Source organism: Bradyrhizobium sp. UFLA06-06, assembly GCF_054820065.1.
The window spans coordinates 1-17,500 of record NZ_JADFUD010000082.1 but is presented as its reverse complement, the minus strand read 5'-3'; the positions used below and the strand labels follow the sequence as shown (position 1 = coordinate 17,500).

Sequence of the window (17,500 nt, the reverse complement as noted above, 5' to 3'; positions counted from 1 at the left end):
TCCCGAGGCTGTGCTGAAGGCGCAGATTGCCCAAGTCCAGGCCGACAAGAAGATGTCGGCCAAGGACAAGAAGGACGCGCTCGCCGATCTCAACGACGCCCTGAAGTCGCCGCTGCCCGCGGTCGAGAACAAGGGCAATATCGATGTCGTGACCAAGAGCTACGACAAGCTGATGGAAGAGTTCGGCGGCAGCGACGACAATTAATGCGTCGCATGATCTCGCCGGAAAACCGCTTCGCACTTTTCCGGATCATGCCCTGAGCCGTCAACCGAATCAAAAATGAGCCCCGGAGAAATTCTCCGGGGCTTTTGTCTTTTCTCCCTCTCCCCGCTCTTGCGGGGAGAGGGTTGGGGTGAGGGGCTCGTGCCGCAAAGGCGGTAAGAGGTCATTCGCGGCGGCTCCCCCCCATCCGGATTGCATTCCTCGATGCAATCCGACTTCTCTCCGCAGGCGGGGAGAAGTGGTGGAGTTAGGTGCGCGTGCGCATCCGCATCATGAAGCTGTCGAACGAGAGCTCGGCGACCTGCATCCAGGCCAGCGATTCGTTGCGATAAGCGGCCAGGCTCGCATGCATCTTGCCGAAATGCGGGTTGCTCTTGGAAAGATCCGCATAGATCTCGTTGGCCGCGTTGTAGCAGGCTTCCAGCACTTCCTGCGGGAACGGCCGCAACTGCGCGCCGGCCACGATCAGGCGCTTCAGCGCCGGCGGGTTGACCGCATCATATTTGCCGGTCACCCAGGTGAAGGTGTCCTCGGAGGCCGCCTGGATCGCGGCCTGATAGTGCTTCGGCAGCGTGTTCCACTTGTCCTTGTTCATCACATTGTGGCCCTGACCGGTGCCTTCCCACCAGCCGGGGTAGTAGTAGAACTTCGCGACCTTGACGAAGCCGAGCTTCTCGTCGTCATACGGCCCGACCCATTCGGCGGCGTCGATTGTGCCTTTTTCCAGCGCCGGATAGATATCACCGCCGGCGATCTGCTGCGGCACGCCGCCGACCTTGGCGATGATGGTGCCGGCGAAGCCGCCGACCCGGAATTTCAAGCCCTGGAAATCCGCCATCGACTTGATCTCCTTCCGGAACCAGCCGCCCATCTGGGCGCCGGTCGAGCCGGTCGGAATGCCGATGCAGTTGAATTCTGCGAGCAAATTGTTGAGCAGGTCGGTGCCGCCGCCCCATTGCAGCCAGGAAATGTGCTGGCGCGTGTTGAGGCCGAACGGCAGCGACGTGCCGAAGGTGAAGGCGGGATTCTTGCCCCAGTAATAATACAGCGCGGTGTTGCCCATCTCGACCGTGCCGTTGGAGACGGCGTCCAGCACCTGCAGGCCGGGGACGATCTCGCCGGCGGCGAACGACTGGATCTGGAAGCGGTTGTCGGTGATCTCGGCGACGCGCTTGCAGAAGAATTCACACCCGCCATAGAGCGTATCGAGTGCCTTCGGCCAGCTCGCCGCGAGCCGCCACCTGACCTCGGGCATCGATTGCGCGACCGCGGGCGCGGCGACCGCCGTCGCAGCCAGCCCGACGCCGCCTGCCTTCAAGAATTCACGACGCTTCATGCGTATTCCCTCCTGTGTGCCGATACCTCGACAAGGGGAACGATCTTGATGCCGTCTTTCTTCGCCGATCGATCGACGTTCTGTGATGAATGTGTCCGGTGGCCCTCGACGGGCTCTTGTTGTGGAAATCCGAGTTTCCGGTTCCGCCGGTCAGGATGATCGTTTGCCGGAGGAAATCAAGCGCCTGCCTTCGTTGCAGGTGCGAAGGACAATCGGCGCTGTCGGTCTTATCTGATACCCGCCGCGATGGCTGCCGGCCTTGCCGCGATCTGCTACGCAGGGTGGGTGGGTTGATGGGAGTTCAAGGACATGGCCAACAAGAAAGTCGTGGTTGCCGGCGCGACCGGCCTCGTGGGCAACGCCGCCTTGCGACACTTCGGCGCATCCGACGATTGCGAGCGGATTGCGCTGTCGCGCCGCAAGCCACGCGATCTCTACGGCGCACGGTATGTGCGAATCGATCTCACCAGCGCGGAGGATTGCCGTCGCGCCGCGGCCGAGCTCGGCGGGGCAACGCACCTGATCTACGCCGCGCTCTATGAGGCGCCCAGCCTGGTCGATGGCTGGCGCGATGCCAGGCAGATCGAAACCAACGACCGGATGCTGCGCAACTTGATGGGCGTGCTCGAACCCGTCGCGCCCGATCTCAGGCATGTCGCGCTGCTGCAGGGCACCAAGGCCTATGGCGTGCATGTCCGGCCGCTCACGGTGCCGGCGCGCGAGGGCCGTTCCGAAATGTACGAGCAGCCGAATTTCTATTGGGCGCAGGAGAATTTCCTGCGCGAGCTGCAGCGGGGCAAGGGCTGGCACTGGAGCATCCTGCGCCCGGTCTTGATCATCGGCGAAGCCATGGGCGGCGCGATGGACCTGATCCCGCCGCTCGGCGTTTACGCCGCGGTGCTGCGCGCGCAGGGCAGGCCGCTGGATTATCCGGGCGGCGCGCCGCGCGTCGCGCAGGCGGTCGATGTCGATCTGCTGGCACGCGCGATCGCCTGGTCGGGCGACGCCGAGGCTGCGCGCAATGAAGCGTTCAACGTCACCAATGGCGACGTCTTCACCTGGGAAAATATCTGGCCGGCGGTATCGGATGCGCTCGAGATGACGCCGGGCCGGCACGTGCCGCTGTCGCTGGCGCAGAGCTGGCCGCAATGGATCGCGTCGTGGGACGAATTGCGCAGGAAGCACGACCTGATCGCGCCCGGACTGGAGGAGTTCGTCGGCCTGTCGTTCCAATATGCCGATTACAGCATGCGCTACGGACAGACTGAATCGGGTCCGCCGTCGATCGTCTCGACGGTGAAGATCAACCAGGCCGGCTTCACCGAGATGATGGATACCGAGGCGATGTTCCACAAATGGTTCAGGCTGGCGAAGGCGAGCCGGCTGCTGCCGTGAATAGATCGGGCACCGCTCTAACCGCTCCCTCGCCCCGCTCTTGCGGGGAGAGGGTTGGGGTGAGGGGCTTCTATCCGGTGAGCACTTCGCAGTTTGTTGAGCAGCGTACTTCGCCCCTCACCCGGATCACATCTTCGATGCGATCCGACCTCTCCCCGCAAAAGCGCGGGGAGAGGTGAAGGGCACTCTCTTTCGCCGAGCGGGGCGACCGAAGACGCTACCGCGAAAACGCCTGCTCCATCGCCTTGCGCGTCTTGATCGTGTCGTTCGTCTCGTCGACCTCGACATCGCTCCAGCGCACCACCGCGCCATGGGCGACGTCGCTCTTCAGCTTCACCCGATGGGCAAGTCCGATCGGCAGTGCGCCGGTGGCGAGGCTGGCGGCGGCCGGCATCAGCTTGCCCCACACGGTGTAGCCGCCTTCGCCGTCGAGCATCTCGCCGGCGCGCAGATTGCGCTTGGCCACCGACGCGACGTCGCCGCGGAAGCCGCGCGGCTGCCCGGTCGGCTCGTTGCGCAGCGCCGCCGACAGCACGGAGATGTTCAGCTCGAGCCCGATCAGGTGATACGGCTTGTACATCGCCGCATAGCGGCCGGAGGCGTCGGTCTTGAGGCCGTACTGCCTGAAGCAATCGGCGGCATAATCGTTGGGCGCTTCCAGCACCACATAAACGCCCCAGCGCAAATCGCGAAACACCGGACGGCCGTCGCGCTCCAGCGACGACACCACTTCGACGATGCCGGATTTCTCCAGCACGCCGCCCTTGTCGCGCGGCCGCATCACATGCGGCAGGTCGTCGACGCCGCAGGGCGGAAACAGCAATCCCTCCGACGGCACGTCGAGGGTGCAGGCGTTGGCGATCGCCGCCATCTCGATCGCGGATTTGGTGCCGTCGAGGAAGGAGTTGAACATCTGCGGGTTCATGCCGGCGGACTGTGCCTCGCCGGCGGTGAGCCCGTAATGCTGCCACACGCCCTCCGGCGTGACGTCGTGATAGGCCGGCAGGTATTTGGTGCCCTTGCCGGCGGCGACGACGCGGAAGCCTGTCGCGCGCGCCCAATCGACCATCTCGGCCGTCAGCGCGGGCTGGTCGCCATAGGCGAGCGAATAGACCACGCCGGCCTTGCGTGCCTCCTCGGCGAGCAGCGGCCCTGCCAGCACATCGGCCTCGACATTGACCATCACGACATGCTTGCCGGCGGCGATCGCCGCGCGGGCATGGCGGATGCCGACGGCGGGATTGCCGGTCGCTTCCACCACGACATCGAATGCGCCGCCGGCGATCGCACGTGCACCGTCGTCGGTGAAGGTGGTGGCGCTGATCCGCGCGTCGTCCCAGCCGACGGTGCGGCACGCCTCGCGGGCGCGGTCGCGGTCGAGATCGACGATCACGGGCACCTCAAGCCCCGGCGTGTGTGGCACCTGCGACAGGAACATCGAGCCGAATTTTCCGGCGCCGATCAGGACGACGCGCACCGGCTTGCCGGCGGCGGCGCGGGTTTTGAGGAGGTGATGCAGGTTCATGATGCTTTCCAATTAGAGAGTCATTCCGGGGCGACGCGTAGCGTCGACCCCGGAATCTCGAGATTCCCCGATGCGCAATTGCGCATCTGCGGTTCGACGCTTCGCGTGCCCCGGAATGACGGTCGAAGACTTTACTCCGCCGCCTGCCGCGGTGCACGGGCGAGCCGCAGCAGCGCGTCGTCGGCGACGGTCTGGATCGGCGTGAAGTCGCGGTGCGCGATGTAGTCGGGCCGCGTCGGGGTGCGGATGTAGTTCGAGACCGCGTTCAGCGTCAGATAGACGATCTTGCGCGGGTAGGGCGTGATGTTGCCACTCGATCCGTGCACCAGATTGCCGTGGAACATCAGCATGCCGCCGGGCTTGCCGGTCGGCGCGACGATGCCGCCCTGCTTCACGAGGCGGGTCACCGTTTCCTCGTCCAGCGTCCACAGCGGGTAGGATGTGGTTTCGAGATCGTGCGAGGCCTTCAAATCGCCCGCGGTCTGGCTCTGCGGCACCAGCATCAAGGGGCCGTTGATCGGCATCACCTCGTCGAGGAAGATCGCGATGTTCATCGCGCGCGGCTCGAGCATGCCGTCATCGCGCTTCCAGGTGCCGTAATCCTGGTGCCACTGCCAGACGTCGCCGGTGAAGGCCGCCTTCGCGTTGATCTTGAACTGATGCATGTAGACCTTCTCACCGAACAGCTGCTCGATGGGGTCGATCATGCGCGGATGCGCGCCGAGGAGCCCGAACGCCTCATTGTAGAGATGCGCGGCAAAGGCCGTGCGCGGCGCCCCGCTCTTCTCGCGCCACACCTCGGGGCGATTGGCGTCATAGATCGAGACCGCCTCGCGCGCGAGGAAATCGACCTCTTCCTGGCTGAACAGCTCGGGCAGGAACAGCCAGCCTTCGCGATGGAAAAATTCGACCTGCTCTTGGGTCAGTTTCATGGTGCTTTCCTCCTGTTGTTATTCTGTCTCCCCTCATGGTGAGGAGCGCGCCTTCGCGCGTCTCGAACCATGAGGCCTCGCTGGCTCATCCTTCGAGACGCGGCTTGCGCCGCTCCTCAGGATGAGGTCGGCCGGCGGTTCACGCCGCCACGTCGATTGCCCTCAGCTTCTCCTCGGTCATCCGCCCTGCCGTCTGCGCATGCGCCAGAGCCGCGGCTTCTGCCGCTGCGGCATTGCCGGAAAAAACATGCGCGGCGATGGTCTCGTGCTCGGTCCAGGCGCTGCCGCGGTAATCGAGCTCGGCGAGAACGGTTGCCATCGAGCGGCGCATATGCGGCCATTGCGGCGCGATCATCTCCTCGATCGCGGAATTGCCGGCGAGGCGATAGATCGCGCTGTGGAAATCGACGTCGAGTGCGATCAGGCGCGCCAGCGGCGTGCCGTCGTCAATCGCGCGTCCGGCTTCGAGCGCGGCTTCGAGTTGCGCGCGGGCCGCGGCATCCGCTTTGACACGCGAAGCGGCAAGCCGCGCCGCCAGCGCATCGATGGCGCCGCGGACTTCATAGAGTTCGCGGATGCGCTGCGGATCGAGCTGCGTCACCTCGAAGCCGCGTTTGCCGCTCTCGGCGACAAGGCCCTGGCGATGCAACAGATGCAGGGCGTGCGAAATCGGCTGGCGCGAGACGCCGAGCCGATCGGCAAGTTCGTTCTGGGTGATGCGCTGGCCAGGCAGCAGCGTGCGGTCGATGATCGCTTCGAGCAATCGCCCGTAAACCTGGTCGATGAGGTTTGGAAGCGGATCCAACGGGATCATACCGACCATCCAGCATTTGGAATACGGAATTCCGTGTTCGAAATGAGCCTACTGCGGGTTGTGGAAGCGGTCAAGGCAGGAGGACACAGAAATACTAAGCGATTGAAATAACGTTGATTTATGATGCGGTCGGAGAGGTGGCACCGCCGCCCCGTGCATCCGGCGGAGGTTAATCAAGTGAGGTGAGCACATCGGTTAGGCTCCCTCCCCCCTTGCGGGGGAGGGTTGGGGAGAGGGGTGGCCCCGGGCGCCGGCGCTAAGGATTGGCGCGCTGTTTCAAAGGATGCTGCTGCGCCTCCGCGCCCCGCTACTTCGCCTTGCCCAGCTCCATCAGCAGCCGCGTCATCAGATAGAGCCGCGGCACGATCGAGTTGGTGTCGATGTATTCGTCGCGCGCGTGATAGCCCCAGCCGGCGAGGCCGAAGCTTTCGACCACGACGGCCTTGCCGCTGCGCGCGGCGTAGCCGGCGTCGGTCGCGCCGCCGGTCATTTCCGCGATGTCGAGCGTGCGCCCGAGCTCGGTGTAGATCGCCTGTCCTTGCCTGGCGAGCGCGCGGCCGCGATCATCGGCGACGAAGGGTGGACGGCCCGCGACGACCTTCACGGTCACCTCGGTGTCCGCGATCAGTCTGTTCTTCACCTTCTCGTCGAGCGCCGCCTGCAGCTTTTGCACGCCGTCGGGAATGGTGAGGCGGATGTCGGCACCGGCGGTGGCGTGATCGGGGATCTGGTTGCGCACGGTGCCGGCCTTCGCGGTGGTCCAGTTCAGCTGCGTGCCCGGAATCGAATTCGCGACGTCCTGGGTCTGCAGCAATTGATGCGCGAGCTCGATGAGCGCGTTGCGGCCGAGCTGCGGCGCTGCGCCGGCATGCGAGGCCTTGCCCTTGACATCGATCGTGCCGGTGGCGGTGCCGCTGGCGCCAAGCAGCAGGCTCTCATTTTTCGCGACCGGCGGCGCAACCGTCGGCTCGCAGGACAGCACCACCTCGTGCTGGTCGGCGAGCTCGGCGATGATCTCGCCGGAGCCGATCGAGCCGACCTCCTCATCCGGATTGAACGACACCGTGAGCTTGGCGTAGTCGCGCCAGCCCGCATCGTTCAGGATCTTCAGTGAATGCAGGATGACGGCGATGCCGCCCTTGTCGTCGGCAATGCCAGGTCCATAGATCCTGGTGCCGTCGACCTTGTAGGGCTGGGTGTCGAGGATGCCGTGCTCATACACCGTATCCATATGCGCGATCAGCATCAGCTTCCTGCTGCCGCTGCCTTCGAACGTGCCGATCACCATGTCGGCACCGGCGCCCTTCGTGGTCTTGCGGCGTTCGGTCCTGGCGCCGAGCGCCTTCAGCCGCGCCTCGGTGTAGTCGGCCATCTTCTTCAGGCCTTCGACATCGCTGGAGCCCGACTCGATCAGCACCATGTCGTGCAGGCTCTCGATCACGGCCGGCTGGGCCTGCTCGGCGGCCGCGCGCAGCTTCTCGTCTGCGGCGGCAAAGGCGGAGGAGGAGGCAAGGGCGAGCAGGCCGGCCGACGCGAGCAATTTGATGGATCGTTTCATGATCGTCCTCCCTGCACAGATTCAGGGAGACCCTAGCATTGCGACTTGTCGGCCTCCAGCTGCGTCAACCGCGCTCAAGCACCTCGACATCGAAGGTCTCGATCTCCGAGGCGTCGGCGGTCGCATCGATCGCCGCGATCCGGTCGCCTGAGATCGTGAGCCGCAGCACGATGCGCAGCGCGCCGCCGAAGATGACGGCAACGCCGATCTCGCCGTCGACCAGCGCGGGCTTCGCCGCCTGCGCGCGTCCCTTGAAGCTTTCGGCCACCGCTGCGGCGCCGCGGATCACCGGCAGCGAGCCGAGCCGCTGCGCGGCCTGATCGGCGCGCACCACGACGTCAGGCGCCAGCACGGCCAGCAGCCCTTCGAAATCGCCGTTGCGGGACGCGGCAAGAAAGGCCTCGACGATGCCGCGCTGCCGGCTGAGATCGGCATCCGGTGCGGGGGGCGTGCCCTGCACGCGACGCCTGGCGCGGCTGGCGAGCTGCCGCGCGGCGGCCGGCGTGCGGCCGACGATCGGCGCGATCTCCTCGAACGGCACCGCGAACATATCATGCAGCACGAAAGCCAGCCGTTCGGCCGGCGCCAGCGTCTCCAGCACCACGAGCAGCGCCGCGCCGACGGAATCGGCCATCTCGGTCTCACGCTCGGACGGATTGTCCGCGATCGGTTCCGGCACATGTGGGCCGATCGGCTCCTCGCGGCGCGATTTGCGCGAGCGCAGCATGTCGAGGCAGATCCGCGCGATCACCGTGGTCAGCCATCCCCCGAGATTGTCGACCGCAGCAGCGTCGGTGCGGCCGAGCCGCAGCCAGGTTTCCTGCACGGCATCGTCGACTTCGGCGGTCGAGCCCAGCATGCGGTAGGCCACGGCCCGCAAGCGCGGCCGGTTGGCCTCGAACTGTTCGGTGAGAGAATTTTTCTCGTCCATCGGTCACATTCTCTTTGTCCGCTCCGTCATGGCCATGACGAACGAAACTGCGCCGGTGTGACAACAGATCGGCGCAGCGCCGTCAAAAGGCAAATCAGGAGAATGACATGATGAAAGCCCGCATGAACCACCCGGTGATGGTTGTTCCCGAGGCCATGAAGGCGTTGCAGGCGCTGAGCGAGAGCACCAAACCGGCATTGCCGGAAAAGCTGCTGGAACTGGTGCATCTGCGCGCCAGCCAGATCAATGGCTGCAGCGTCTGCGTCGACATGCACCCGAAACTCGCCCGGCGCGCCGGCGAGACCGACGAGCGGCTGTTCGCGGTCGGCGCATGGCGCGACGCGCCGTATTTCACCGAGGCCGAGCGCGCCGCGCTGGCGCTGACCGAAGCGGTGACCCGGCTCAGCGACCGCGAGGATCCGGTGGCGGACGCAGTGTGGGACGAGGCAGCCAAGCACTTCGACGAACAGCAGCTCGCGTCCCTGGTGCTGGGCATCGCGGCGATCAACGTCTGGAACCGGCTCAACGTCGCGGTGCGCCAGCCGGTCGGCGCCTGGAAGGTGTGAGAGAGTAGCTTTCTTGATTCGCCTCTCCCAAAAGGGGAGAGGGTGCACCGCCTATGCCGCCAGAAACTCCAGCACGATCTCGCAGTAGCGCTGCGGGGCCTGCTCGAACATCGGATGCGTGGTGCCGGGGATCATCTCGGTGCGCGAACCCTTCACATTGGCAGCGAGCGCGTGCAGCACCTTCGGCAGCACGCCCTTGGTGTTGGCGCCGCCGATGAAGAGCGTCGGTGTCTTGATCGCTTCCGCGTCCGCCTTCGAGAATGGCGGGCGCTGGTCGCGGGTCTGGCCGATCAGCGTGGTCGCGTTGTCGCGCAGCAGCTGCTTGGAGGTCGCCGGAATCCGCTTCCATGCGCCGGGGCCTTCGAGCGCGTCCATGAAGATCTGCAAGCCGCCGTCGATATCGCCTTTGGCTATTTCCGCCGCGCAGGCCGCGAAGCGTGCTGCCAGCGGCGAGGGCCCCGGCTTGAAATCGGGATCAAGGGTCTCGTCGAGCTCGCCGCCCGGCTCGGCGAGGATCAGCTTGCGCAGCAGGTCGGGCCGCCGCTGCGCGGCGCGGAAGCAGATATGGCCGCCGCGGGAATGCCCCATCAGGTCGACCGGTCTGGTGTCGAAGGCCTCGATGAAGGCGATCACATCGTCGACATGTTGCGCGATCGAATAGGTGTCGCCGACGCCGTCCCAATGCGCCGGGAAGAAATGCCGCAGGCTGACCGCGATCACGCGGTGCCGGCGCGTCAGCGGGCCGAGCACCGCCGACCAGATCCGGAAGTCGCACAGCGAACCGTGCACGCAGACCAGCGGCGGGCCCTCTCCGACATCAAGATAGGGCATATCGAAACCGTTGACGTGGAGGCTGTGCATTTTGGGCTCGCGGAGGGAAGGTAGATGTTGTTGATTTGACCGAAGTTCCCACGGAATTCGGGTGGATGGCAACATTCTCCAAGCCTAGATTCCGGATCAACAGCAAGCTCACGCGAGAGCTGAAGGGAACATCTGGAGCGAGCCATGACCGGCCAGCATTTTGCAATCTTCGAGACCATGATCGGCGCCTGCGGCGTCGTCTGGGGCGAGCACGGCGTTACCGGCGTGCAGCTGCCGATGGGCACCGAGGAGAAGACCCGCAAGCGGATCTTTCAGCGCAACGGCGAGGTCACCGAGGCGGCGCCGCCGGCGGAGGTGCAGCACGCGATCGACGGCATGATCGAGCTGCTCGCCGGCAAGCCGAACGACCTTGCCGACATCGTGCTCGATCTCGACGGCGTGCCGGAATTCAACCGCGGCGTCTACGACATCGCGCGGAAAATTCCGCCGGGCAAGACCATGACCTATGGCGACATCGCCAAGCAGCTCGGCGGCGTCGAGCTGTCTCGCGACGTCGGCCAGGCGCTCGGCCGCAACCCGTGCCCGATCGTGGTGCCCTGCCACCGCGTGCTGGCGGCGGGCAACAAGCCGGGCGGCTTCTCGGCCAATGGCGGCGTGGTCACCAAGCTGAAGATGCTGCAGATCGAAGGCGCGATCGTGAACCACACGCCGAGTTTGTTTGATTAGAGCGGGCTCGATCTGCCCCTCTCCCCGTTCTTACAGGGTCGAGACGAGCGAAGCTCGCTCTTAGAGGGTTGGGGTGAGGGGCTTTCACCGCGAGTAACGCAGCTGGTTAAACCTGTACCCCCTCACCCGGATTGCATCTGCGATGCAATCCGACCTCTCCCCGCAAGCGGGGCGAGGTAAGCGCAGCAGGCGGCGCTAGCTACGCCGTCTCGCACACAAACCCGTTGCCCTTCCGCCTGATCTTGCCAATCGACGGCGAAGGGAAATGCGCGGGGCAGCACAGCGTGTCGGTGTCGCAATAACGCTCCAGGAAGCCGCGCCGCGTCTTCGCGGCTTGCGCCTGGTCGACATCGAACTTCGCCGACAGCTCCGGATAATGCGTCTGGATCGGCGAGTGCATCAGATCGCCCGAAAAGACCGCAGCGTCATTGCCGCGGCCGAAGGCGAAGGCGACATGGCCCGGCGTGTGGCCGGGCGTCGGCAGGATGCGGGCGTGGTCGCCGATCGCAAAGTCATGGCCGACGATCTCGGCCCGCCTGGCCTCGACCACCGGCAGCACGCTGTCCACGAAAGGCGGGACCTCCGCCTTCGCGTTGCTCTCGGTCCAGTAGTCGAACTCGGCCTTATCGAACACGTAGCGCGCGTTTGGAAAGGTCGGCACCCAGCGGCCGTTCTCCAGCCGCGTGTTCCAGCCGACGTGATCGACATGCAGATGCGTGCACATCACATAGTCGATGTCAGCGACAGAGAAGCCGGCTGACGCCAGACTGCGCAGATAGTTGTCGTCGGTCTTCATGTTCCATTTCGGCCGCGCCGGCCGCGGCTTGTCGTTGCCGATGCAGCTGTCGATCAGGATGGTGTGGTGCGGCGTCTTCACGACATAGGACTGGAACGCCAGGATCAAGGTGTCGCTGTCGTCGAGCGCGCCGGTGGCCCGCATCCAGCCGCGGTTCTCGGCGAGGACTTCCGGCGTCAGCCCGGGCAGCATGTCGTGCGCGGGCAGGAACGTCGTCTCCTGCTCGACGATGCGATGAATGGTGAGATCGCCGGCGGCAAACTTCAGGCTCATGGTGATTCCTTGGCGTTGGTGTTTTCGAGCGAAGTGGAGTCCGGTTCGCGTGAAGAAGACGCGTAGGAAAGTTCTAGTGCGCGTCGCGCACGGCGGGAATGATGATGTTGGCGAGGATATCCATCGCCGCAAGGCCTTCCTTCGGCAGCCCGGTACGGCCGTCGTCGGCCCTCACATCAGTGCCCAGGACGGTCAACGCGAGCACAAGGCTCGCGCCGAAGACATGAAAGAGGGGAAAGCGATCGCGCATCTTGCTTCCCCCTGCCTTGGTTATGCCGCCGGCGGCGCCGAGATCTTCACCGACGGCCGCTCCAGCATTTTCTGGTAGAAGGCGTCGAGCTTGGGATAGGCCTTGCGCCAGCCGCAATCGGCGAAGCGGAAATCGGCATAGCCGAGCACGCAAACGAGGCCGATCTGCGCGATGTCGAACGACGAGCCGTTCAGCACGTCCGGCCGGTTCTCGAACCGCGCCATGCCGGCCCAGGCCCTATTCCAGTGATCGTCGTGCCAAGCCTGCCACAGCGAGCCCTGCGGCCGCACCATCTTCTCGTAGCGGCACAGCAGCATGGAATCGAGCATGCCGTTGAGCAGGGAGTGATCGGTCTTCAGCTTCCAGCGCCGCGGGCCGTAGCCCGGGATCAGCCGGCCGCCGCCGAGCTCGTTGAGATATTCGACGATGACGTAGGAATCCAGGATCACATCGCCATGGTCGAGGATCAGCACCGGCAGTTTCTTCAGCGGGGAGATCTTGGAATATTCGTCATTGGCCGTGCCCGGTGCGACGGTCGCCGGCACCAGCTCGATCTTGTCGATCAGGCCGAGCTCGATCGCCGCGATGCGCACCTTGCGGGCGAACGGAGAGGCGGGAGAGAAGGTGAGTTTCATGGTGATGACCTCGTTTCGCACACACAGTCGTCATCCTGAGAGACCGTGAATGTATGACTCTCGATGACGCAACATACTCGATGTCGTCCCGGCCTAGTGCGCAATTGCGCACGGGAGCCGGGACCCATAACCACCGAAGGTCATTGTTGCGCGACGCTGGGGCCACAGCCTTCTAACAACTCAACCCTGTGGTTATGGGTCCCGGCTTTCGCCGGGACGACGAGGGGAGAGATTGCGCTGTATCCCCGTCATCCCGCGCAACGGCAAAGCCGTTGCGCGGGATGACGATCACGCGAGCCTCAAGCCCCAACGATTTCCTGGCGCTGCTCGCCGAGGCCTTCGATGCCGAGCGTCACGACGTCGCCGACGTTGAGATATTGCGGCGGCTTCATGCCGGTGCCGACGCCGGGCGGGGTGCCCGTCGTGACGATGTCGCCGGGCAGCAGCGTCATGAACTGCGAGACGTAGGAGATGCACTTCGCCATCGTGAAGATCATGGTCGAGGTCGTGCCGGTCTGGCGGCGCTGGCCGTTGACGTCGAGCCACATCGACAGCTTCTGCACGTCGGCGATTTCGTCCTTGGTGGCGAGCCACGGGCCGACCGGGCCGAACGTGTCGTGCGACTTGCCCTTGGTCCACTGGCCGAGGCGCTCGATCTGGAAGTTGCGCTCGGAGACGTCGTTGCAGATGCAGTAGCCGGCGACGTGGTTCAGCGCGTCGGCCTCCGAGACATATTTGGCGCGGGTGCCGATGATGGCGGCGATTTCGACTTCCCAGTCGAGCTTGGTCGAACCGCGCGGCTTCTCGACCGGATCGTTCGGGCCCGACAGCGCGGTATTGGCCTTCAGGAAGAAGATCGGCTCGGACGGGATCGGGTTGCCGGTTTCCTTGGCGTGGTCGGAATAGTTGAGGCCGATCGCGACGAATTTCGAGATGCCGGTGACCGGGGCGCCGAAGCGCGGCTTGCCGGAGACGGCGGGGAGGGAGGCGGGATCGAGGGCGGAAAGCTTCTTCAGCGACTCCGGCGTGTAGGCGTCGCCGGTCAGGTCCTTCAGATGGGCCGAGAGGTCGCGGAGCTGGCCGGATTTGTCGATCAGACCGGGCTTTTCCGCACCCTTTTCGCCATAACGAACAAGCTTCATGTTGATCACTCCCTACGATGTCCTGAGGATTGTTACTGGTATACCTCGACACGCTTCATGGAACAGCGCGCCGGGAAATTCAACCGCTTCACGGCCATGGCATTGCAGCCATCACCTTCCGGCGTGGCCGCCTTGAGCCGTTCCTTCGATCGCCGGTCACGGTCGCGGATGGGGCGCCGCCAGCATCCGCGTGAACATCTCTTCCAGCAGCCGGCACGGTGGCTCGGGATCGCGCGTGCCCGCGACGATCGCATCGTCGGCCACGGCATGCATCCCGTCGAATACGATCAGCGCCGCGCTGCGGGCGTCCGGGAAAGCCCAGACGCCGGCTGTCCTGCCATTCTCCAGCACGGCGACGATCTGGGCGATCACGTCGTCCTTTTCTTGTGACTGGCGCTGATGATGCGGGAAGTCGTGAAACACGACGTCATGCAGCTCGACATTGGCGAGATAGGTTCCGACGGCGCCCCGCAGCCAGGCCGACAGCCGTCCGGCGTGGTCGTCCGCGGCACGTTCGCCGATCGCCGCCGCCACCCGGGCGAGGAAGTCCTGCGCGAAGCGCGTGCGCAAGGCGATGATCACGTCGGCCTTGGTCGAGAAGTAATGATAGAAGGTGCCCTTCGCGACGCCGGCCCGGGCGGCGATGTGGTCGATCGTGGTGGCCTCGATGCCCTTCGCGATGAAGAGGGCCGCCGCAGCCGACATCAGGTCGTCGACCCTGACCTCGGCGGGCTGGGTCCGTCTCCAGCGTTGCGCCGCGCCGCGCGTGGCTGCCGCCTGCCGCTTCCCGATCATACCGTCAGCATCCATCCGTACCTGATATCCGATTCTTGGATCGCATATTTAGAATGACTTTGAAATAGCTTAGGCGCATTGACCGACTGTCAGTCGATCGATATCTCTGCCCGCGGCCGTCCGGGTCCGCGCGATCGGCACGGTCTGGCGCCGTCATCATGAGGAAGCTTCCATGAAATTCTTTCGCGAGGCCGAGCCCGGCATCTTCATCGCAACCGGCCGTCTGCAGACCGAGCAGGACGGCTGCGACTGGACCGCGGAATACAGCGAGCTGCTTGCCGCAAACCGACCGCTCGCCGTGATCGTCAACGTCAACGATCAGCCGGAGGTCGCCGCCGGCAAGCCGATGGTGCTGTGGATGAAGGCGCGCAAGGCCGAGCTCGGCCGGCTGATCCGGGTCACCGTCTATATCGCCGATGACGCGGAGGAGCGCGCCGAGCTCGAGCGCAATCTTCCCGGACGGGCCAAGGCCTTGCCCTATCCGGCCGCGATCGCCGCCAGCGAAGCCGACGCGCTCTTTCTCGCGCGCGCCAGTCTGATCTAGGAAACGAGGCTGGATAAGGCTGCGCTCCCTCTCCCGCTAGCGGGCAGGGCCATCGCATTTCGTGGCGGTGCCCTCGTGGCCATCCTTCGAGACGCCCGCCTTCGGCGGGCACCTCAGGATGAGGTCTTGTTTTGCGGCACAATAGTAGACCCTCATGGTGAGGAGCGCCGCTTGCGGCGCGTCTCGAACCACGAGGCCAAGCACTTGCGCGGTCGCCAAGGGGCATATGCGATAGCCCTACGCTTGCGGAGGCTCCCTCTCACCCGGATCGCATCTGACGATGCGACATAGCCAAAGCTCCGCTTCGGCGTTCTTGAGAACGGCCGCCGAAGGCGGCCTATGCTTCTCCCCGCACGCGGGGCGAGGTGGAGCGGAGTCCGCTGTTCGATACGAAGTAGAGCCGTGTCGCCCTAGCTCAGCGCGACGAACCTGAATGCGTCGCCGTCGCGCTTGATGTGGCCGGCGTTGAAATGCCCGCCGATCACCAGCGTCGGCGTGTCGGCAAAGCGCGAGAACAATTCTCGCCGCGTCGCGGCCGATTGCTTCTGGTCGGAGTCCGCGGTCGACGACCAGTCGAGGTGGTACATCTGGCAGGGATGATGCGCGACATCGCCGGTCAGCAGCCCTTCCGCGCCGCCGGACCTGATGTGGATGCTCATATGGCCGGGGCTGTGACCTGGCGTCGGGATCAGCGTGATCTCCTCGGTCAGGCGGTGGTCGCTCGGCACCAGCTCCGCCTTGCCGGTATCCGCGATCGGCTTCACGGAATCGGCGAACACAGCGGCATGCGCGGGATCGTCGCTGTGGTCGCGCCAGTGCTCGTATTCGGTCTTGCCGAACACGTAGCGCGCATTGGCGAAGGTCGGTACCCATTTGCCGCCGACGAGTTTTGTGTTCCAGCCGACATGGTCGACATGCAGATGCGTGCACAGCACGGTGTCGATGCTGTCTGGCGCAAATCCGGCCGCGGTCAGCTTCTCCAGGAACGGATCGCTGCGGTTGTTCCAGGTCGGCACGTTGCGGCCCTGCTTGTCGTTGCCGAGCCCGGTGTCGACGATGATGCGGTGCTCCGGCGTCTCCACCAGCAGCGAATGGATCGACATTTTCAGCCGGCCATCCTCGTTGGCGAAATGCGGGATCAGCCAGGGCAGGCGCTGGATCTCCTCCCGGGCGGCCAGCGGCAGGATGAAGCGCGTGCTGCCGACGGTCTCGAGCTCGACGACCTTGGTGATCCTGACCTTGCCTACGGTCCAGTGCATGCGGCGTGCCCTCTGTTTTTTGTTGCTCTTGCCCGACCATGCGGGTTTCCGCACGCCGGCGCAATGGATCAAGTCGGCGCCTCCTGCGTTACCGCCTCGTTGGAAGAAGGAGTGTGCAATGCCGGAACTCGCAATCTCCCCTGAAAAAGTTGGCTTCTTGATCGAGAAGGCGCGGGAATTCGATGTCAAGGAGGGGATCGTCGATCCCGACTCCGGCTCGAACGGCGCCGACGACGAGATGATCGACGTGCTGGAGGACGACGGCAACGATCCGGTGGCGCGCGAGATCACCGGCTTCATCAACGCGCTCAGCGAGGACGAGCAGGTCGACCTCGTCGCCTTGATGCGGCTCGGCCGCGGCGACGGCACGATCGAGGAATGGGCCGATCTCCGCCGCGAAGCCGCCCGCGGGCGCAACGGCCGTACCGCGAGCTATCTGCTGGGCGAGCCCATGCTCGGCGATTTCCTCGCCGAAGGGCTCGACGAGTTCGGCCTGTCGCCGAGTGACGAGCGCATCACGCCGATCCACTAAGCAGCCGCATTGTTCACCTGACCTCGCCCCGCAAGCACCGGGCAATCGCATATGGAATGGACCGATTCTTCCGCGCCGTCATGGCCGGGCTTGTCCCGGCCATCCACGTCTATTCTTCGCGTGGAAACGAAGACGTGGATGCCCGGGACAAGCCCGGGCATGACGAGTTTGTGGGAACTCCGATCGCCTCAAACGGCCATATGCGATTGCCCTACCGCGTGCGGGGAGAGGGAGAAGATTATCGCGCGCAGTCGACGATCACGGTGCCGATCTTGTCGCCCTTCTCGACGGCGAGATGGGCGTCGGCGGTCTCGGCCAGCGCGAATTGCCCGGCGATATTGTGCACGCGGGTACCCGATGTCAGCCATTGGGTGATGTCGGCCTGCGCGGCCGCGAGCAGCGGCGGCGGCAGCGCGAACAGCACCAGTGAGCGCACGGTGATGCAT

Annotated in this window: 19 protein-coding genes and 1 pseudogene (1 of these 20 cut by a window edge); 6 read left to right on the top strand and 14 right to left on the bottom strand. The window is 64.9% G+C overall.

Annotated elements, in window-relative coordinates:
- Positions 1 to 205, top strand: partial view of a hypothetical protein gene (locus IF803_RS38160; RefSeq protein WP_461195739.1) — the 3' end only. 425 nt of this gene lie to the left of the window's left edge; 205 of the gene's 630 nt are visible here — the last part of the coding sequence; the start codon falls outside the window, past its left edge; its stop codon occupies positions 203 to 205.
- 265 nt (positions 206 to 470) lie between these two features.
- Here IF803_RS38160 and IF803_RS38155 read toward each other — a convergent pair whose 3' ends face one another.
- Positions 471 to 1,559: a TRAP transporter substrate-binding protein gene (locus IF803_RS38155; RefSeq protein WP_461195738.1), complete on the bottom strand. Its 1,089-nt coding sequence runs from the start codon at positions 1,557 to 1,559 to the stop codon at positions 471 to 473.
- A gap of 309 nt (positions 1,560 to 1,868) precedes the next feature.
- Here IF803_RS38155 and IF803_RS38150 point away from each other — a divergent pair, with 309 nt between their 5' ends.
- The gene (locus tag IF803_RS38150; RefSeq protein ID WP_461195737.1) at positions 1,869 to 2,954 is read left to right on the top strand and encodes an NAD-dependent epimerase/dehydratase family protein; all 1,086 of its coding nucleotides are present in this window, start codon (positions 1,869 to 1,871) and stop codon (positions 2,952 to 2,954) included.
- Positions 2,955 to 3,171: 217 nt separating this feature from the next.
- Here the strand turns inward: IF803_RS38150 and IF803_RS38145 are convergent, their stop codons facing one another.
- From IF803_RS38145 to IF803_RS38125, 5 genes are all read right to left on the bottom strand, one after another.
- Entirely contained in the window at positions 3,172 to 4,479 is a 1,308-nt protein-coding gene (locus IF803_RS38145) for an NAD(P)H-dependent oxidoreductase (protein ID WP_461195736.1), read from the bottom strand.
- Between the two features lie 131 nt (positions 4,480 to 4,610).
- Positions 4,611 to 5,411, bottom strand: a complete 801-nt coding sequence (locus IF803_RS38140) for a phytanoyl-CoA dioxygenase family protein (RefSeq protein ID WP_461195735.1) — start codon at positions 5,409 to 5,411, stop codon at positions 4,611 to 4,613.
- A gap of 139 nt (positions 5,412 to 5,550) precedes the next feature.
- Positions 5,551 to 6,225: a GntR family transcriptional regulator gene (locus tag IF803_RS38135; protein WP_038385282.1), complete on the bottom strand. Its 675-nt coding sequence runs from the start codon at positions 6,223 to 6,225 to the stop codon at positions 5,551 to 5,553.
- 307 nt (positions 6,226 to 6,532) lie between these two features.
- On the bottom strand, positions 6,533 to 7,783 hold the full coding sequence (locus tag IF803_RS38130; protein ID WP_461195734.1) for a M20/M25/M40 family metallo-hydrolase: 1,251 nt from the start codon (positions 7,781 to 7,783) through the stop codon (positions 6,533 to 6,535).
- Positions 7,784 to 7,847: 64 nt separating this feature from the next.
- Entirely contained in the window at positions 7,848 to 8,714 is an 867-nt protein-coding gene (locus IF803_RS38125; protein WP_461195733.1) for a sigma-70 family RNA polymerase sigma factor, read from the bottom strand.
- Between the two features lie 110 nt (positions 8,715 to 8,824).
- On the opposite strand from IF803_RS38125, the gene IF803_RS38120 reads away from it, so the two are divergent.
- Complete coding sequence (locus IF803_RS38120) at positions 8,825 to 9,280, top strand: carboxymuconolactone decarboxylase family protein (RefSeq protein ID WP_461195745.1); 456 nt, start codon at positions 8,825 to 8,827, stop codon at positions 9,278 to 9,280.
- A 51-nt stretch (positions 9,281 to 9,331) separates the two neighbouring features.
- Here IF803_RS38120 and IF803_RS38115 read toward each other — a convergent pair whose 3' ends face one another.
- Positions 9,332 to 10,141: an alpha/beta fold hydrolase gene (locus IF803_RS38115; RefSeq protein ID WP_461195732.1), complete on the bottom strand. Its 810-nt coding sequence runs from the start codon at positions 10,139 to 10,141 to the stop codon at positions 9,332 to 9,334.
- Positions 10,142 to 10,285: 144 nt separating this feature from the next.
- On the opposite strand from IF803_RS38115, the gene IF803_RS38110 reads away from it, so the two are divergent.
- Positions 10,286 to 10,828 (top strand): methylated-DNA--[protein]-cysteine S-methyltransferase, encoded by a 543-nt coding sequence (locus tag IF803_RS38110; RefSeq protein WP_028341914.1) that lies wholly within the window; start codon positions 10,286 to 10,288, stop codon positions 10,826 to 10,828.
- A 199-nt stretch (positions 10,829 to 11,027) separates the two neighbouring features.
- Here IF803_RS38110 and IF803_RS38105 read toward each other — a convergent pair whose 3' ends face one another.
- The 5 genes from IF803_RS38105 to IF803_RS38085 form a co-directional block, all read right to left on the bottom strand.
- Positions 11,028 to 11,897, bottom strand: a complete 870-nt coding sequence (locus tag IF803_RS38105; RefSeq protein ID WP_461195731.1) for an MBL fold metallo-hydrolase — start codon at positions 11,895 to 11,897, stop codon at positions 11,028 to 11,030.
- 73 nt (positions 11,898 to 11,970) lie between these two features.
- Entirely contained in the window at positions 11,971 to 12,147 is a 177-nt protein-coding gene (locus IF803_RS38100; protein ID WP_461195730.1) for a hypothetical protein, read from the bottom strand.
- A gap of 20 nt (positions 12,148 to 12,167) precedes the next feature.
- Entirely contained in the window at positions 12,168 to 12,782 is a 615-nt protein-coding gene (locus IF803_RS38095) for a glutathione S-transferase family protein (RefSeq protein WP_038385276.1), read from the bottom strand.
- A gap of 299 nt (positions 12,783 to 13,081) precedes the next feature.
- A complete protein-coding gene (locus IF803_RS38090) occupies positions 13,082 to 13,924 on the bottom strand; it encodes a fumarylacetoacetate hydrolase family protein (RefSeq protein ID WP_461195729.1) in 843 nt (280 codons plus the stop codon).
- Between the two features lie 156 nt (positions 13,925 to 14,080).
- Complete coding sequence (locus IF803_RS38085) at positions 14,081 to 14,734, bottom strand: TetR/AcrR family transcriptional regulator (protein WP_461195728.1); 654 nt, start codon at positions 14,732 to 14,734, stop codon at positions 14,081 to 14,083.
- 157 nt (positions 14,735 to 14,891) lie between these two features.
- On the opposite strand from IF803_RS38085, the gene IF803_RS38080 reads away from it, so the two are divergent.
- Positions 14,892 to 15,263, top strand: a complete 372-nt coding sequence (locus tag IF803_RS38080) for a hypothetical protein (protein ID WP_461195727.1) — start codon at positions 14,892 to 14,894, stop codon at positions 15,261 to 15,263.
- Positions 15,264 to 15,673: 410 nt separating this feature from the next.
- On the opposite strand, the gene IF803_RS38075 is transcribed toward IF803_RS38080, so the two are convergent.
- Positions 15,674 to 16,522: an MBL fold metallo-hydrolase gene (locus tag IF803_RS38075; protein WP_461195726.1), complete on the bottom strand. Its 849-nt coding sequence runs from the start codon at positions 16,520 to 16,522 to the stop codon at positions 15,674 to 15,676.
- Between the two features lie 118 nt (positions 16,523 to 16,640).
- Here IF803_RS38075 and IF803_RS38070 point away from each other — a divergent pair, with 118 nt between their 5' ends.
- A complete protein-coding gene (locus tag IF803_RS38070; RefSeq protein ID WP_411780924.1) occupies positions 16,641 to 17,054 on the top strand; it encodes a DUF3775 domain-containing protein in 414 nt (137 codons plus the stop codon).
- 238 nt (positions 17,055 to 17,292) lie between these two features.
- Here the strand turns inward: IF803_RS38070 and IF803_RS38065 are convergent.
- Positions 17,293 to 17,500, bottom strand: a pseudogene (locus IF803_RS38065) (NADPH:quinone reductase); the annotation flags it as partial.

Coding starts and splice junctions, on each gene's coding strand:
- IF803_RS38155 (WP_461195738.1), bottom strand. CDS start 1,559: ATGAAGCGTCGTGAATTCTTGAAGGCAGGCGGCGTCGGGCTGGCTGCG.
- IF803_RS38150 (WP_461195737.1), top strand. CDS start 1,869: ATGGCCAACAAGAAAGTCGTGGTTGCCGGCGCGACCGGCCTCGTGGGC.
- IF803_RS38145 (WP_461195736.1), bottom strand. CDS start 4,479: ATGAACCTGCATCACCTCCTCAAAACCCGCGCCGCCGCCGGCAAGCCG.
- IF803_RS38140 (WP_461195735.1), bottom strand. CDS start 5,411: ATGAAACTGACCCAAGAGCAGGTCGAATTTTTCCATCGCGAAGGCTGG.
- IF803_RS38135 (WP_038385282.1), bottom strand. CDS start 6,225: ATGATCCCGTTGGATCCGCTTCCAAACCTCATCGACCAGGTTTACGGG.
- IF803_RS38130 (WP_461195734.1), bottom strand. CDS start 7,783: ATGAAACGATCCATCAAATTGCTCGCGTCGGCCGGCCTGCTCGCCCTT.
- IF803_RS38125 (WP_461195733.1), bottom strand. CDS start 8,714: ATGGACGAGAAAAATTCTCTCACCGAACAGTTCGAGGCCAACCGGCCG.
- IF803_RS38120 (WP_461195745.1), top strand. CDS start 8,825: ATGAAAGCCCGCATGAACCACCCGGTGATGGTTGTTCCCGAGGCCATG.
- IF803_RS38115 (WP_461195732.1), bottom strand. CDS start 10,141: ATGCACAGCCTCCACGTCAACGGTTTCGATATGCCCTATCTTGATGTC.
- IF803_RS38110 (WP_028341914.1), top strand. CDS start 10,286: ATGACCGGCCAGCATTTTGCAATCTTCGAGACCATGATCGGCGCCTGC.
- IF803_RS38105 (WP_461195731.1), bottom strand. CDS start 11,897: ATGAGCCTGAAGTTTGCCGCCGGCGATCTCACCATTCATCGCATCGTC.
- IF803_RS38100 (WP_461195730.1), bottom strand. CDS start 12,147: ATGCGCGATCGCTTTCCCCTCTTTCATGTCTTCGGCGCGAGCCTTGTG.
- IF803_RS38095 (WP_038385276.1), bottom strand. CDS start 12,782: ATGAAACTCACCTTCTCTCCCGCCTCTCCGTTCGCCCGCAAGGTGCGC.
- IF803_RS38090 (WP_461195729.1), bottom strand. CDS start 13,924: ATGAAGCTTGTTCGTTATGGCGAAAAGGGTGCGGAAAAGCCCGGTCTG.
- IF803_RS38085 (WP_461195728.1), bottom strand. CDS start 14,734: ATGGATGCTGACGGTATGATCGGGAAGCGGCAGGCGGCAGCCACGCGC.
- IF803_RS38080 (WP_461195727.1), top strand. CDS start 14,892: ATGAAATTCTTTCGCGAGGCCGAGCCCGGCATCTTCATCGCAACCGGC.
- IF803_RS38075 (WP_461195726.1), bottom strand. CDS start 16,522: ATGCACTGGACCGTAGGCAAGGTCAGGATCACCAAGGTCGTCGAGCTC.
- IF803_RS38070 (WP_411780924.1), top strand. CDS start 16,641: ATGCCGGAACTCGCAATCTCCCCTGAAAAAGTTGGCTTCTTGATCGAG.